Annotated in this window: 10 protein-coding genes; 5 read left to right on the top strand and 5 right to left on the bottom strand. The window is 63.9% G+C overall.

The genetic code is table 11. The features are described 5' to 3' along the window. Positions 1-5 precede the first annotated feature (5 nt). The 3 genes from M2333_RS07820 to M2333_RS07810 form a co-directional block, all read right to left on the bottom strand. The gene (locus tag M2333_RS07820) at positions 6-2,009 is read right to left on the bottom strand and encodes a right-handed parallel beta-helix repeat-containing protein (protein ID WP_264611387.1); all 2,004 of its coding nucleotides are present in this window, start codon (positions 2,007-2,009) and stop codon (positions 6-8) included. 161 nt (positions 2,010-2,170) lie between these two features. After that, positions 2,171-3,715, bottom strand: coding sequence for a tryptophan halogenase family protein (locus M2333_RS07815; RefSeq protein ID WP_264611386.1), 1,545 nt, complete (start codon positions 3,713-3,715; stop codon positions 2,171-2,173). A gap of 66 nt (positions 3,716-3,781) precedes the next feature. After that, on the bottom strand, positions 3,782-6,685 hold the full coding sequence (locus M2333_RS07810) for a TonB-dependent receptor (RefSeq protein WP_264611385.1): 2,904 nt from the start codon (positions 6,683-6,685) through the stop codon (positions 3,782-3,784). Positions 6,686-7,049: 364 nt separating this feature from the next. Here M2333_RS07810 and M2333_RS07805 point away from each other — a divergent pair, with 364 nt between their 5' ends. The 5 genes from M2333_RS07805 to M2333_RS07785 all read left to right on the top strand — a co-directional run bounded on the left by M2333_RS07805 (position 7,050) and on the right by M2333_RS07785 (position 13,086). Next, positions 7,050-7,739 (top strand): SapC family protein, encoded by a 690-nt coding sequence (locus M2333_RS07805; RefSeq protein WP_264611384.1) that lies wholly within the window; start codon positions 7,050-7,052, stop codon positions 7,737-7,739. A gap of 13 nt (positions 7,740-7,752) precedes the next feature. Next, on the top strand, positions 7,753-8,769 hold the full coding sequence (locus M2333_RS07800) for a cupin-like domain-containing protein (protein ID WP_264611383.1): 1,017 nt from the start codon (positions 7,753-7,755) through the stop codon (positions 8,767-8,769). Between the two features lie 40 nt (positions 8,770-8,809). Further along, entirely contained in the window at positions 8,810-9,898 is a 1,089-nt protein-coding gene (locus tag M2333_RS07795) for an alpha/beta hydrolase (RefSeq protein ID WP_319801305.1), read from the top strand. Positions 9,899-9,960: 62 nt separating this feature from the next. Further along, on the top strand, positions 9,961-11,850 hold the full coding sequence (locus M2333_RS07790) for an NPCBM/NEW2 domain-containing protein (protein WP_264612589.1): 1,890 nt from the start codon (positions 9,961-9,963) through the stop codon (positions 11,848-11,850). Between the two features lie 366 nt (positions 11,851-12,216). Continuing rightward, a complete protein-coding gene (locus M2333_RS07785; RefSeq protein WP_264611382.1) occupies positions 12,217-13,086 on the top strand; it encodes an OmpA family protein in 870 nt (289 codons plus the stop codon). Positions 13,087-13,164: 78 nt separating this feature from the next. Here the strand turns inward: M2333_RS07785 and M2333_RS07780 are convergent, their stop codons facing one another. Both M2333_RS07780 and M2333_RS07775 read right to left on the bottom strand, forming a co-directional pair. Next, the gene (locus M2333_RS07780) at positions 13,165-13,974 is read right to left on the bottom strand and encodes a FadR/GntR family transcriptional regulator (RefSeq protein WP_264611381.1); all 810 of its coding nucleotides are present in this window, start codon (positions 13,972-13,974) and stop codon (positions 13,165-13,167) included. 120 nt (positions 13,975-14,094) lie between these two features. Continuing rightward, the gene (locus M2333_RS07775; protein WP_264611380.1) at positions 14,095-15,702 is read right to left on the bottom strand and encodes an alpha-N-arabinofuranosidase; all 1,608 of its coding nucleotides are present in this window, start codon (positions 15,700-15,702) and stop codon (positions 14,095-14,097) included. Positions 15,703-15,732 lie beyond the last annotated feature (30 nt).

Below are 15,732 nucleotides of genomic sequence, written 5' to 3'. Positions count from 1 at the left end.
GGCGGTCATGGCGCGGTGCCGCCCATCTGGACCCCGGCACGGGCGATGACGGCGCGCGCCTCGGGCGGCCAGGCCTGCCCGTTGACGGCAATGTTATCGGCGAGGTGGTTGTTCAGATAGGCTGACCAATTGCCATTGGCCTTGCCGCTGTTGAACCAGTTACCGGTCGCAAGATTGTTCAGATTGGTTCGGCGCGGCCGGGCGTCGTCCTGCGCATTGAGGTTCACCCATAGGCCGACGCCGTCGATGACATTATGGCGGACTGTGACGTAGCGCGAGCCTTCGTCCAGATAGACGCCGATGCCGCCGGGGACATCATAGATGTGGTTTTCCGCAATCAGCGCGCTCGGATCGGCGGAGAGATGGTAGATGGCGCCGCCGTCCGGAAACCAGCGTTTCACGCCATGAACGCGGTTGCCGAAGATCACCGTGTCGCGCAGGATCGTCGGCGTCTCATAGATGCGATTGCCGGGCTGATCATAATAACCGCGCGCCCGAGTCATATAGGCGGTGTTGCCGCCGGGATCATTGGTCCCCCAGCCCCAGCCGACATCAATGCCATCATAAGGCGCATCGGAAACATCATTATGCAGGATGAGCGTGGCCGAGGCGTAAGTAACCAGAATGGCGGCCTGCTCGCGATAATCCTGCGATACCGTCTCGATGTGATTGTTGCGGATCAGTATGTCGCGGACGGCCAGGTCGGGCGTTGAGGGGTGGTGGGCATCGACGGTCGTTCCCCCTACCATGATCGCACCGCCGGCCAGCGGGCCGAAACGCGAGCCACTGACCTCGATCGACTGCGCGCCAAGCCCGGGGCCGCGCATATTGGCTTCCGGGTTGTTGCCGATGCCAAGAGCGATCTGCCCGAGTTGCGCGAAGGTGACATTGCGGAACGTGATCCGGCGCGCGGCGGAAATCTGCACGGCGGCGGGCTGCTGGCGCCAGTGGTTGCGTTGCGCCTCGAACGCGGCACAGCCCCAGCTGCAATCGCGAATTGGATCGGCGGGATAATTGGCGATGTCGCCTGCGAGATAGCTCCCGCTCTGCTGGCTGGCATAGCCCTCGGCGCTGCTGGGCCCGCGCCAGCTTGTGTGGCGGAAGGCCAGTCGTTCGAAGAGAATGTCGGACACCGGCACCTCCGCGCTGCCGGCGATGGTGATGAGCGCCTCCAGTCGGGGCACGACGATCTCATGTGTGTCCGGCGTTTGGCCATCCTGCGGCTTATAGTAGAGCAGACCCTTCGCGGGATCGGCATACCAGTCGCCTGCGGCGCGCATAAAGGCGAGGGCATTGGCGATGAAGAAGCGGGCCTTGGTCCCGGAGACCGGCTTGGTAAAGGTATCATAGCCGATCAGATTGTTCCGCCAGCCGGGCTGCTTGAGAAGAATGCGGTCGCCCTCGATCCGGTCGATGACGGCCCGTCGATCGGTGAAGAAGCCGGTGTTCTCCACCTCCATGCGGCTCTGGTCCGGCAAGGTGGCGAGAAAGCGCCACGCCGGATCGACGATTTGGATGCCCCAATCGAAAAAGGCGAAGGCGCTACGGGGCGCCTCGACAGCGGCGCGATGGGCGAGGTGGCCATCGACCCATAATTGGCGCGGATCGCTGCCTTTTCCGATCGACGCCGTCCAGATGTTGCGATCGCGGTCCGCGAGCGTCCAACCCTGCACGATCGACCCGCCAGAGAGCGTGGGCTGCGCGCCCGGCGCGGCTTCCCAGCGGACCATATGGCCGGCATGGCCGCCGTCCTCCGCGCCAAAGTGCAAAGGCGCGTCGAGGGAATAAACGCCGTCGGCGAGCTGGACGGTGACCGGCCTGTCGCGGTTCAGCCGCCGCACCGCCGCCTGCGCCTGCCCCAGCGTGCCGAACGGACGCGCGGCGCTGCCGTCGCCCGTCTCTGCGCCAATCGGCGCGACATGCAGCACCACAGGCTTGGCCTCCGGTCGCGGGGATATCTGCACATTGGCGAAGGCATCTTCCGAATTGGGTGCGCCCCGCGCAGGCATCGCGGGGATGATAGGCGCAGGCGGCAATTGCGCGGCGACCACGCACGGCCATCCGCAGGTCAATGCGATCAGGACGCGAAGTGGTGGAAGAAAGGTAGCGCTACCCAATAAGCGTGGGACGTGGGGCCGAATGCCGGAAGCCTGTCTCATGCCCCCAAAGCTCAGACGGGCTGGAGGCCGTAGTCGCGAATCTTGCGCAGCAGGTCGCGATGGCGCGGGAGGCTGGTGCGCAGCCGGTCGGTCTGGCGGCTGTTCTCGCGGATCGCCTGCATGGCGAGGGCAGCCTGGGGCGTCAGCGTTTCGGGTGCGACTTCTGTGCGGAAGCCCATGCCGTACAGCACATATTGGTAGCTCGCGGCGGGGAAGACCTCTTCGATGCGATCGAACTCGTCATGGAACCAGGGCGATTGGTAACGCCAGAGGTGCAGCAGGTCCTGCAATCGGTCCGGAATAGTCTCCGGCAGCAGATTGTCCCGCCAGAAGGCGCTGTCGGTGCGCTTGGTCAGCACATAATGCAGCTTGAGGAAATCGATGATCCGGCCCCAGCGATAGCTGGTGGTCTCGTTGAAACGTCGGGCGATGATGTCCATCACCTCGCGGCAGGCCGGCATCTGCTCGGCGATCATCTTGGCGGAGAGTTCCACCAGCACGATGGCGGAGGCTTCCAGCGGCTCTAGGAAACCGGCGGCGAGACCGACCGCGACGCAATTGCGCTTCCAGAAGATTTCGCGGTGACCCGAGCGGATGTCGATCTTCCGCAACGGAAAGTCCGCGCCCGCCGGGCCGAGATAGGTGCGCAGCTCGCGCTCGGCCTCGTCTTGCGAGATGTGGCGGCTGGAATAGACATGTCCGATGCCCCGGCGGGAGGGCAGGCCGATGTCCCAGATCCAGCCGGCGCTTTGCGCGGTGGAGACGGTGTGCGTCGCGACCGGGCTGCTCTCGCTCTCATAGGGCAGTTGCACGGCCAGCGCGGTGTCGCAGAACAGGACGTCGCCGCAGTCTTTGAACCGCACGCCCAGCGCATCGCCCAGCAGCAGGCTGCGAAAGCCCGTGCAGTCGATGAACAGATCGCCTTCGATTTCGCCGGCCTGCTCGGTGTCGATGGCGCGGATGTCGCCATTCTCGGTCAGCAGCACCTGCTGCACATCGGCAAGTATGTGGCGCACGCCCAATGTCTCGCAGCAATGCCGCTGGAGGAAGGGCGCGAACTTTCCCGCATCGAGATGATAGGCGTAGTTGGCGGCGCCTTCATATTCCGCCGTGGTGATGGACTTGGGCCCCAGATTCTCGTCGCAGATCACGCCCTGCGGACACACCGTGTCGCAAAAGCTCTGGTCTTTTCCGTTGGCGAGCCAGTGGGGGACGAGATTGACCCGGGCAAAACCCTCCGGGAGAACGAGCGGGTGATAATAGCCGTCATCGGCCGCGCCGGTGGTCCAGCGGTTGAAGCGCGCGCCCTGTTTGAACGCCGCATCGCATTCGCGGAAGAAGTCGGTTTCGGATACGCCCATGGTCTTGAGCGTTGAGCGCAAGGTGGGCCAGGTACCTTCCCCAACCCCGATGATCGGCGTGTTCGGCGATTCCACCAGCGTAACCGTGAAACTGTGCGGGATGCGGCCACGATGTCTCGCCGCGATGATCCCAGCCGTCAGCCATCCGGCGGTACCGCCGCCGACGATCACGATATTCTTGACCGGATGAACCATGACCACTCACATGAACGATGCGGGGGGAGCGCAGGAGTGCGCTCCCCCGGCAAGAAGTCAACCCGATCAGTACTTCACACGGACACCGGCCGAGAAGCGGCGCCCGTAAGAGAAGACATCCAGCGTCTGATTGCTGAACCGCCCGTGCGTGCTGTAGGTCGAATTGTTGAGGTTGTTGGCCTCGACAAACACCGTCGCGAAAGGCGTGACGTCATAGCTGGCCGAGGCATCGATCTGCAGTTGCTGATCGACATAGACCGGCTCCGCACCGAAGGTGCCGCCCTGGTCCTGACCGAGCCGGACCAGATATTCGTCACGCCAGTTGAGGGCGCCGCGGATCTGGAAACCGTCCTTGTCGTAGAAGGCGATCAGGTTGGCCGACTTGGCAAGGCCGGTGATCGAGAAGGCCGAGCCGTCCGTGCTGGTGGGATCGTAGTTGCGGTTGCTCCACGGGAAGGTGGCATTGGCCTGGAAGCCGAAGCCGCTCTCGCCAAAGACGTGCTGCACGGCGATTTCCACGCCCTTCACGGTCGCTTCCGGTCCGTTGACCTGGCTGTTCACGTTGAAGCGCGCAGTCCGGCCAGTGCTGGGATCGATCGCATCGTCAATCGACTGCACCGACACACCGCCAACCACGAAGTTGGTGATGTGCTTGAGGTAGAAGTTGGCCGAAACATAGGAGTTGCGCTGATAGTACCACTCCGCCGCCGCATCGAAGTTATCGGAGAGATACGGCTTGAGGTCGGGGTTGCCGCCACTGGCCGAGAGGCTGCCAACGCGCAATGTTCCGAGCGTCACGGTGGGACGCAGCGCGGCGAGGCCCGGACGGGTGAGGGTCCGCGAGGCACTCATGCGCAGCAGCAGGTTGGGCATCACCTCCAGCTTCGCATCGAGGCTGGGCAGGAGGAAGGTGTAGTTGGAACTGCGCGAGATGGTCGTCGGATCGGAGAAGCCGTTGGTCCCCAAAGCCGGGTTCGGCTGGATGAGGGTCGGATCGCCCGACGGGATCGACAGACCCAGCAGACGGCGCCCGATCGCGTTCGAGGTCAGATGCGTGCCTTCATGCCGCAGACCGGCCGTCAGGCTGAACGGCATGCCGCCCAGATCCGTGTCGAAGGTCGCCCGGAAGAAGATGGCATAGGTCTTCTCGCGGATTTCGTACACGCTGGCCGGATCGAGCGTCGGTGCCACCGATCCACCCGAGGCTTCGAGCAGCTTGTAGACCTGATACGGGTCATAGACGATGACCGAAGGCCCGAGATTGCCCTGATAGCCGGGGATCCAGTTTGCGGTGCTGATGATGCCCTGATAGACGCTGGCCGGCAGTGGCGCGATGCCGCCGCTTGATCCGCCGGGGCGTCCGGAAGGCGTGCCATAGCCCGAGCGGCTGGCGAACACGCCGTTGCTGAACGTGCTGGTGTTCTCGCCGTACAGCTTGTCTTCCATATACTGGCCACCGAAGGCCAGTTTGACGTTGTCCTGATCCCAGCGGAGCACGGCCCGCAATTGCTTGACGGTGTCGGCATTGTAGGGCGCGCCGCGGACGATCACGTGCGATCCGATCACGCTGGTGTCGGTAAAGCGCGCGACATTGCCTGCCGGGCCGATGTCGTGGATCTGCGGCAGATAGTCCTTGCTCGGGCCGAGGATGGTGACGCCGGTATTGGCACCCAAAATGGTGGTGCCGCCAGCATTGGTGCCACCGTAGCCGATGTCCATGCTGTCATTATAGCCGTTCCGACCCGGGTTGCGGGTGCTGCGGGAAATGAAGCCATCGACATCCAGCTTCAGGTTCTCGCTGACATCCCACTTGACGTTCGCGCCAATGGTGTTTGTCTCGAGGATGGTGCGGGTGTAGTTGGCGTTGAAGTCCATCGGCGTGCCGAACTGCGAGAAGTCGACGACCGTGCCGTTCTCGTCATACTTCACGTTGCGCAGGTCACTGCCGTTGAACCAGGCTGCATAGCCGAACGCATTGCTGTGCACGGTCTGACGGCTGAAATTGTCATCGACCGTGATGAGCAGATTGTCCGAGGGTTGCCATTGCAGGGCGATGCGCGCATCGAGGCGCTCGTCCTTGGTGTGAATCTGCTCGATGCCGGTTTGCTGTGGGAACCAGTTCAGCACCGAATTGCGATTATTGGGGTCAGCCCAGGCGGCGCTGGTTGCATCGCTGGTCGGTGTGCAGGTCGGCACGTTCGGGCCGGCCTGGCAGGGCGCGAAATTGGCGCCGATCCAGCCCGGTACGAACACGCGGTTGGAGGTGGTGTCCGTGCGCTTGTAGTTGACGTTGCCGAGGATGCCGATGGTGTCATCCGCGAAGGTGTTGGAAATCAGCAGGCCGGCAGACGGCGTCACATCCTTGCTGCGCGACTGGTACGAGCCGGAGGCGCGGCCGATGACCTGGAAACCCGGACGGTCGAACGGCTTGGGCATCTCTACATTGATGAAGCCGCCGATGGCGCTGGTGGAGAGTTCGACATTGGGCGTCTTGTAGACGTTCAGCCGGCCGACGAAGTCCGAGCCGATGGTCGTGAAGTCGACACCCCGGTTGCCGATGGCGGTCGAAATGTGGCGGCCATCGACCAGCGTGTCGATGAAGTCGCCGCCAAAGCCACGGATGGTCACGCCGTCCGCCTCGCCACGGCGACCGTTGCGCTGCACGGAGACGCCAGGCAGGCGCTGCAGGGCGGCCGCGACGTTAGGATCGGGGAACTTGCCGATGTCCTCGGCCGAGATCGCTTCCACGACGCCGGCGGACTCGCGCTTGATGTCGAGATTCTGCTGGAGCGAGGCGCGGTAGCCGGTGACGATGATGTCTTCAGTCGATGCGCTCTGGGGCGCTGCGCTGCTTTGGGCCATCGCCGGTGCCGAGACGATCAGCGCCAAGGCACTGGGGGCGCCGAGCAGGACCGCCTTGAGAATTGCAGGACGATTGAGATAATCGAAGTTAGGCTGATTGCCTTTCATAACCCCCTCCACTTGTAATCATCGAACGGCTCCGCTGGCCGGTTTCCCGGATAGAAGACGCCACGAAACGGCATTGCTGCCGCCGGTTTTCACATGATGCGGATAAAGTGGTCCCTTGTCGGCGTGACACGTCACGCTTACACCCTCTCCAGACATCGTGTTTTTCTATGCTTGAACGTTAGTGCGAAAAGGTAGCGCTATCAAGCTCAAATTTTCGGTGTATATATGGCCCACCAAAGGGCTGGATTATTGACCGGAAACGTCCGATTCCTGCGGTGGATTGCAGCGATTGGACTTGCGGGGCGGAGAATGGCGTCAAGAAGCGCGCTCCCGCCATCGCAATAAAAATGAGGAGAGGGATGGCATGGAAGCAGCACTCGAAATTCTGGATTCGCAGGCCCATCGGCACCTGCGTTTAGGCGCGATTTCGCCGGAAACGCGCAACTTCGTGCCGGTCCTGCCGTCGGAATTTGCGGCGGCTGCGGCGGTCTGCCCGATTCTCTTTGCGAAGAACCCGGAAACCGGCGCTTTCTATGTCGGTGTCCTGTTCGGCTTCAAGGAAGGCGAAAATCTGCTGGTCGACTCGCATGCCGGCAAGGCGCCTTTCCGCTCGCTCGATGAGCAGCGTGAGGCCTTTTTCGTCTCCGGCGAGAATATCGCGATCGACCGGGCCAGCCCCCGCCTGAGCGAAGTGTCCGGCGAGCCTTTGTTCGATGAGGATGGCGGGGCGACATCGACCACGCGGCATATGCAGCGGTTGCTTGGACAGATTGTCGCCGGCCAGCAGGAGGCCGAGCGCTTCATTGCCACGCTCAATCGCCTGGGCATCATTCAGCCGATCGATATCTCGCTGCGGTTCGACGATGGCGAAACCATTGAATTGGCGGGCTTATACACGGTCAGCCTCGATCGGTTGCACGATCTTGACGATGCCAGCGTGCTGGCGCTGTTCCGCAATGGCGATCTTCAACTGGCTTATTGCGTCGCGGCGTCGCTCAAACAGGTTCCGGTGCTGGCCGAGCGTCGCAACCAGATGCTGACCCGGGCCGGTTGATCGGAGAAGCTCGATGGCCGCTGCCATTGCCGAGCTGGACCGGGAGGCACTGACCGACGCCGGCGCGTTTCGGCGCCTGCTGGTCGAGCCCTGCCAGCCTGCGGTTGTTCGCGGCCTATGCGCCGATTGGCCGGTCGTCCGCGCGGCCGCGCAGGCGGACGGTGCGCTCGCGGACTATCTGGACCGTTTCGCCACCGACCGGCCGGGAGAAATCTTCGTCGGCGCGCCGGACATTGCGGGGCGCTATTTTTACGACGATGGCCTGGAAGGCTTCAATTTCGAGCGGCGCGAAGTGCCTCTGCGCGAGGGCTTGTGGGAGATCATGGCGCGCGCCGAAGCCCCCGGCGATGGCACGGTGTATATGGGCTCGCTGCCGGCCAGCAGCTATGTGCCGGGCTTTGAGGCGGACAATGCCCTGCCATTCATGCCGCAGGGCGTTGTGCCGCGCATCTGGCTGGGCAACGCATCTCATGTGAGCTGCCATTACGACACGTTCGAGAATCTCGCTTGCGTGGTGGCGGGCCGGCGATGCTTCACGCTGTATCCGCCCGATGCGATTGTCGACCTGTATGTGGGGCCGATCGACCGCACCTTGTCCGGGCCGCCCGTCAGTCTCGCGGCCTCGGCGCCGGAGGGCGATCCGCGTTACCCTCGCATGGCGCAGGCCCGCGCGCGGGCCGTTACGGTCGAGCTGCTGCCGGGCGACGCGCTCTACCTCCCCAAATTGTGGTGGCATCAGGTGGAGGCGACCGCACCCTTCAACATGCTGGTCAATTACTGGTGGGATGCCTTCTCCGCCGGCCCGGATGCGCCCATGACGGCGATGATGCTGGCGATGATCGCCATCGCTGAGCGTCCGGCCGCCGAGCGGGAAGCATGGCGCGCCTATTTCGACCATTATGTCTTTCAGCGCGACGGGCATCCGCTTGCCCATCTGCCGGAGGCGCAGCGCGGGTTGTTGGGGCCGCTGCGGCAGGGGAATTACGCGCGCATCCGGGCGCTCGTCATGCAGCAATTGCGCGGTGGCTGACTGGCTGCCGCTGATCATCATCAAAAACAGGAGGATGGGGATGACTATGAAGACAAGCGCAATTCACGCGGCCCTGCTGGCAGGTCTGTGCCTGGCTATGCCTGCCGCGCCGGCTTTGGCGCAGGTTGCCACCAACGCGCCGGCGCCGGTGCCGGGCGCGCCGAAGGTGACGCTCGAGCGAATCAAGGTCCATTCCCCGGCCATCGCAGGGAATCTGGAAGGCGAGTCTGCCGATCGCGATGTCATCGTCGTCCTGCCGCCCAGTTATGCCGCCAACCGGGCCAAACGATATCCGGTCGTCTACGCTCTGCACGGCTATTCCATCGGCGCTGAGCAGTGGATAGGCGAAATCCATGTGCCGCAAGTGATCGAGGGTGCGCTGGCCAAGGGCGCGCAGGAGATGATCCTGGTCTTCCCGGACAGCAAGACCATTCACAATGGCTCGATGTATTCAAGCTCGACGACAACCGGCGACTTTGAGCGGTTCATCTCCCACGATCTCATCGCCTATATCGACAGTCACTATCGCACGCTGGCGACCCCGCGGAGCCGTGGCCTTGTCGGCCATTCCATGGGCGGCTATGGCGCGGCGCGGATCGGCATGAAGCACGCCGATCAGTTCGGGGCGCTCTATCTGATGAGCCCGTGCTGCCTGTCTGCGCGCGACGCCTTTGCGCTGGACGAAGCCGGGCTGGCGCAGATCGCGGCGGTCAAAGCTCCCGCTGATTCGGCCAACCTGCCATTTCCGCTGCGGGCGCAGCTTGCGGTCGGCGCGGCCTGGTCGCCCAACCCCAAGAAGCCGCCGCTCTATCTCGATCTCCCAAGCGGCGATGAGGCGCAGCGCAATGCCATTCTCGCGAAATGGGCGGCCAATGCGCCATTGGCCTTTGTCGACCAATATATCGGCGCGCTGAAAGGCTATGCCGCGATCGCGATGGACGTCGGCGATCAGGATAGTCTCAAGACCGATACCGAGACGCTGCACAAGATCCTCGACTCCTACGGCATCGCCAACAGCTTCACCCTCTATGAGGGCACGCATACCAGCCATGTCGCGTTCCGCTTCCAGGACCATGTGCTGCCGTTCTTCAGCGCGCATCTGGTTTCCAAGGCCGGCGCGGCCCGATGACCATCAGGCATGCGTCCCGTCTGCGGCTGGCGGTAGGTGTGGCAGCGGCGGCGTTGGCAGCGATGCAAGCTGGCGCCCAGACAACCCCCGCCGCGTCGCCGGATGCCGCCCGCAGCGCTATGGTTGATCCGCTGGCGCCCACGGGGCGCTGGAGCATCTATAGCGGCGGGCACGCCCCGCTGCCGCCGATGGGATGGAACAGCTGGAACGCCTTCACCAGCGATATCGACGAAGCGAAGCTGATGGCCTCGGCGCGGGTGATCGTGGAGAGCGGCCTCGCCGCAAAAGGCTATCGCTACATCAACATCGATGATGGCTGGTGGCTCAAGCGCCGCCAGCCGGATGGGCGGATGCTGATCCGGACCGAGACTTTTCCCTCGGCGGCGATCGCAGGCGGCGGCAACAGCTTTCGGCCGCTCACCGACAAGCTGCACGCCATGGGCCTCAAGGCCGGCATTTATTCCGATATCGGCCGCAATTCCTGCGGGCAGGTGTTCACATCGACCTTCCCCAACCAGCCCGAAGGCACGGTGCTGGAGCGCGAAGTGGGCCTTTACGGCCATGTCGATCAGGACATCGCGCTCTACTTCAAGGAATGGGGCTTCGACCTCATCAAGGTCGACGCCTGCGGTATTCGCGGGCTGCCACCCAGCGACCCGCGCGTGAAGGCAGGGCAATATCGCGGCCTCCATCCGCTGATCGACGTGGAGTCGCTCGGGCGTACCGACATTCCGGCCGTCAAGGCGCTGTATGACGAGGTGCGGCAGGCGCTGGAGCGACATAATCCCGACCAGGATTATGTTTATTCGCTGTGCCTGTGGGGATCGGCGGACTCGCGGGCATGGTCCCGAACGGTCGGCAACATGTCGCGCACCAGCGAGGATATCTTCCCCACCTGGAGCCGGATGCTGCACAATCTCGACAGCGTGGCGCATCGCCCGCTTTATGCTCACCCCGGCTCCTGGAACGACCCCGACATGCTGTTCGTCGGCACTGGGGATTTCGACATGACCAACCCCGTCCGTGCGCGCTCGCACATGGCGCTGTGGGCCATGGTCAATGCCCCGCTGATCATCGGTTATGATCTGCGCAAGGCCTCGCCGCAGATGCTGGCGATCCTCGGCAATGAGCGGATCGTCGCGCTCAATCAGGACCCCGCAGGCAATCAGGCGGTGCTCGCCTTCGATTCGCAGGACGTGCAGATTTTCGTGAAGACGCTTGCCGATGGCGACAAGGCGGCCGCGGTCTTCAACCGCACAGCGGCGCCCGCCAAGACGGTGCTGACCGCAGATCATCTGAAGTTCGCGACCAGTGCGCCGGTCAGGCTGACCGATCTCTGGCAGGGCGCAGACCGCCAGTTCACCGGCGAGCAAGCCCTCGACCTCGCGCCCTACGAGACGCTGATCTTTCGCGCAAAGGGCGCGCGGCGGCTCGTTGGAGGGCTCTATCTTTCCGAGCAGCCGTCACGGGTCAATCCTGCGGAGGATGGCGTCGTCGTGCCGGAGGCGGACCCGCAGGTGCATCGCGGACTCCTCCCCTGGCGCGGGACCAAGGGTGGCGGCGAGCGCACGCAATATGGCGGCTGGGGCGGGGCACGGTTGGACCAGACGCCGTTCGGGCAGGCCCTGTCCATCGCAGGCACGCACTTCGAGACCGGCCTTGGCATTCTCGCCAATTCGCGGGTGGAGGTGCGTAACGAGGGGTTTCGGCGCTTCGTCGCCTCCGTGGGAGTGGATGACTCCGCGCGCTCCCGCCAGCAGCCGGTGACATTCTTGGTCTACGGCGATGGCAAGCTGCTCGCGCGCTCCAGGCCGGCCCAAGCGGGAGAAGCGGCGCAGTCGTTTGATGTCTCGATTGACGGCGTTCGCATCATTGAGCTGGTCGCCCGGACGGCGCAGGCTGAGCGCTTTCCCGACCCGGTGACCTGGGGTGATGCGGCGCTGATGGAATAGGCGCCGACACGCTACCACGAGGCATGCCTTCGCTCTCCTCGCCGAGCGATAAGGACCATCCCGCCCGTTCGTCGGTCATCGCATTTCTGTGCGCCTGCATCGCTGAGTTGAGTCGGCGCAAAGTCGTCCTGCCGCATGATCCACTCTGGTTACCGGTGGTTAACGTGGGGGGAGGGGAACCGTTCATCTATGCGCAAGGTTCCCCTGAACACGCAGGAACTCGTGGTGCTTCCTGCGCCGCATTGAAAGGTTCGGAGAGTTCATGACGGAGGGGTTTCTGACAGTCGAATACGCACCTCGCGAGCGGCGGTCGGATGATGCTGCGATCCTGCAGACCCCGGCCGATCGACGAGTAGGAGAAACGCAATGAATACCCTTTCCACCAGTTCCAAGCTTCTTATGACGCTGGCTTTGATGACAGGCGTGGCGTCCGGCAGCGTGGTCGCGCAGACGGAAACCGCGCCTGAGGCGGATGTCTCGACGACGGTTTACACCGATTCCGCGCAGATGACGGCGGGCCCGGAGATCGAGGGGATTATCTCTGCGCGCAATGGTGACCAGCTGCAGATCACCTCGACCGATGGCACGCGCAATACGGTTACCGTTAACAGTTCGACCCGCATTACGGCCAGCGGCGGCTTCCTTGGGCTCAACCGCGATCAGCTGGGTGCCGATCAGCTCCTGAACGGCCTGCCGGTCAAGGTCGACACGCTGCAGGGCGGCGGCGGTCTGGTCGCCAGCAAGATCGACCTCAAGAACCGCGATCTGCGCACGGCGGAAATGATCCGCAATGGCACCTCGCAGCGCTTCGAGGAGCAGACGGCCGCCACGGACGCCCTGCGCGCCCGCATGGGCGACATCGACAAGTATAACATCAAGAGCACGACCAACGTGAACTTCGACACCGGCAAGGCGGTGCTCTCGCCGATGGCCAAGCAGAACCTCTGCGCCACTGCCGCGCAGGCTGAGGCGACCGAGAATGCCCTGCTACTGGTGGTCGGCTATACGGACTCGACCGGCGACCCGGAATTCAACCAGACACTGAGCGAAAAGCGCGCGGCGAGCGTGCTCAATTATCTGCAGCAGACCTGCAAGTGGAAGCCATACCGCATGCTCGCCCCCGCCGGCATGTCGCTCTCCGATCCGGTCGCTGATAACTCCACGCCGGAAGGCAAGGCCCAGAACCGTCGCGTGGAAGTCCATGTGCTGGTCAGCAAGGCGGTCGACGGCGCCTAAGTCAGGATCGCTCCGGCCCCGTCCATTGCTGGCTCAGTCGAGCCGGCAGTGGGCGGGGCCGATCTGCGTTCGGAAGCGTCAGGCGAAGTCGCCTTGCTCGCCCTCCGCCGGAGGCTGCATCGCCGCCCGTGTGTCATCGAGGGCGAGCTGCACGAGAACCTGCATGGCCTCCGCCGCCGCATCCGCGTCCCCGGCGGCAATCGCATCGTACACGCGCATATGATCGGGCACCGGGTCGCGCGGAAGGCCGACGGACCGCTGTTTGAACTGCGTCGTCCAGTTGACTGCCGCACCGATACTCGCGCTCAGCGTCATCAACACGGCGTTGCCGGTGCAGGCAAGCAAGGCGCTGTGGAAATCCCGGTCCGCTTCACGCCCTTGCTCGGTCGCCAGCGTGAAGCGGCGCATCCGGGTCAGCGCATCCTTCATCGCGGCAACATCATTGCGATCCCGCCGCTTGGCGGCGAGGCGCGCGGCCTCCGGCTCGACGATTGCCCGCAGCTCGAACAGGTCGCGCACATAATTCACATCCGGCTCGCCGCCGAACGCCCAGGCCAGCACCATCGGATCGAGCAGGTTCCAGTGACTGCGCGGCAGCACGCGCGTGCCGGCCTTGGGGCGGCTTTCCACCAGCCCCTTGGCGGTCAGCACCTGAATGGCCTCGCGATAGGCACTGCGGGAAACGTCCAGCGCCTCGGCATTCTCAATCTCGCCCGTCAGCCGCTCGCCCGGCGCGATCCGTCCGGAGACGATGGCCGAGCCGAGATAATGAGCCACAGCCCCGCGGAGCCGCCGGCCCGATCCCTTGGCCGAGCGGGGGAGCCCGGTCGGGGTCTCGCCTAAACCTCCGTTCCCGGCCGTGCTGTTGTCCTGCGTGCTGATAGTCATGCCCCTGTTGCCGCCAGATCGTCTGGACGTTGCTGGAGGCTCAATTAGCGGGACTTGGGGCCTTGTGGCAACAGGAGGGCTGGCGCGGGCACGATCGTGCCTGCCCGCGCCGCTTCTACATCAGGGCTCCAGCGCGATCACCGCGACGGACTTGGCTGGCATGTCGATCGTCAGCTTGCCGCCGCGCACGCTGCCTGTAATCGGCTTGGGGCTGACGGTATTGGGGGCGGCGAAGCTGTTGATGCTGTCCACCTTGGGCGCGGTCAGCACCTCGCCGCGGGCCGAGCGAACGTTCAGCCCTGCGACGTTCACCGTCACCGGCGCGGCGCGCTGGGTGTCGACATTGGTCAGCGCCAGCCAGTATTTGCCCTGCTTGTCCTTCGCTGCCACGGCATCGATGCGCGGCATGGTGATGTCTCCATGCTGGAACGTACCGGCCTGGAAACTGACCGGAATGAAGGTCGCATCCTGGAACGGCACATACATTTTGAAGACGTGATAGGTGGGCGTGAGCACCATCTTCTCTTCATCGGTGAGGATCATCGCCTGCAGCACGTTGATCATCTGTGCGATGTTGGTCAGCTTCACCCGGTCCGCATGGCGCGCGAAGATGTTGATGTTGAGCGCCGCGATAATGGCGTCGCGCAGCGAGTTCTGCTGCTGGAGGAAGCCGGGATTGGTGCCGGGCAGGGGCTTGAGCCACACGCCCCATTCATCGACGGCGAGCGAGACCTTCTTCTCGGGATCATATTTGTCCATCACCGCCGCATTGGCCTTGATGAAGCCGTCCATCCCGAGCGTTTCCTTGACCAGCCGGGCGTAGGCACCCTCATCGAAGGCGTCGCTGGGGTAGGAGGGCGGCCAGCCGCCGGTCGTGTAGCGATGGAGGGAGAGGCTCTCGATCGACCAGGCCCAGTCATGCTGCTTCCAGGTCTTCATCACCTCATCGGTGTAGGCGGTATTGTCATCGCCCGGCCCGACGGCGACGCGCAGCATGGCATCGGGTTTTCCCTCGCCCTGCTCGGGGTGATAGTTGCGCACGAAGCGCGCATAGAGCTTCATCTGGTCGGCATAGAATTCCGGCCGCATCGCCCCGCCGCAACTCCAGCTCTCATTGCCGAGGCCGAGATATTTGATCTTGTAAGGCTCGCGATGGCCATTGTCGGCACGCTCCTTGCCGGCCGATGTGGTGGGATCGGCGGTCATATAGGCGACCCAATCTGCCGCTTCCTTCACCGTTCCGGAGCCGACATTGACGTTGAGATAGACCTCAGCGCCCACCTGGCCGACGAAATCCATGAACTCGTCGGTGCCGAATGCGCTGGTCTCGACCGAGCCGCCCCAGTTGGAATTGATCGAGCTGCGGCGGTTCTTGGCCGGGCCTACGCCGTCGCGCCAATGATATTCGTCCGCAAAGCAGCCGCCCGGCCAGCGCACCAGCGGGGCGCGAATGGCGCGCAGGGCGTTGACGACATCGGTGCGGATGCCGCGGACATTGGGGATCTTGCTATCCTTGCCGACCCACACGCCGCCATAGATGCCGGTGCCGAGATGTTCGGCAAACTGGCCGAAGATGTCGCGGCTGATCGTCGCGCCCGGCTTGGTGGCGTCAATGCGGACTTCCACCGCGTCGCTCGCACGCGCTTGCGCGGCGGCGGGCGTCGTGGTGGCGGTGAAAGCCGGAAGGCTTATCGCTGTGGCCAGCAGGGCCAATGTCGCAAATCTCAATGTCTCTCTCCCCTTTTGTGAATGTCGTCA

The sequence above is a fragment of the Sphingobium sp. B11D3B genome, from assembly GCF_025961735.1.
GTDB lineage: Bacteria > Pseudomonadota > Alphaproteobacteria > Sphingomonadales > Sphingomonadaceae > Sphingobium.
This window is presented reverse-complemented; position numbering and strand designations above follow the sequence as displayed.

What these genes read in the sequence shown, in the direction of transcription:
- M2333_RS07820 (WP_264611387.1), bottom strand. Translation starts at nt 2,009, where the DNA reads ATGCCTGCGCGGGGCGCACCCAATTCGGAAGATGCCTTCGCCAATGTG.
- M2333_RS07815 (WP_264611386.1), bottom strand. Translation starts at nt 3,715, where the DNA reads ATGGTTCATCCGGTCAAGAATATCGTGATCGTCGGCGGCGGTACCGCC.
- M2333_RS07810 (WP_264611385.1), bottom strand. Translation starts at nt 6,685, where the DNA reads ATGAAAGGCAATCAGCCTAACTTCGATTATCTCAATCGTCCTGCAATT.
- M2333_RS07805 (WP_264611384.1), top strand. Translation starts at nt 7,050, where the DNA reads ATGGAAGCAGCACTCGAAATTCTGGATTCGCAGGCCCATCGGCACCTG.
- M2333_RS07800 (WP_264611383.1), top strand. Translation starts at nt 7,753, where the DNA reads ATGGCCGCTGCCATTGCCGAGCTGGACCGGGAGGCACTGACCGACGCC.
- M2333_RS07795 (WP_319801305.1), top strand. Translation starts at nt 8,810, where the DNA reads ATGACTATGAAGACAAGCGCAATTCACGCGGCCCTGCTGGCAGGTCTG.
- M2333_RS07790 (WP_264612589.1), top strand. Translation starts at nt 9,961, where the DNA reads ATGCAAGCTGGCGCCCAGACAACCCCCGCCGCGTCGCCGGATGCCGCC.
- M2333_RS07785 (WP_264611382.1), top strand. Translation starts at nt 12,217, where the DNA reads ATGAATACCCTTTCCACCAGTTCCAAGCTTCTTATGACGCTGGCTTTG.
- M2333_RS07780 (WP_264611381.1), bottom strand. Translation starts at nt 13,974, where the DNA reads ATGACTATCAGCACGCAGGACAACAGCACGGCCGGGAACGGAGGTTTA.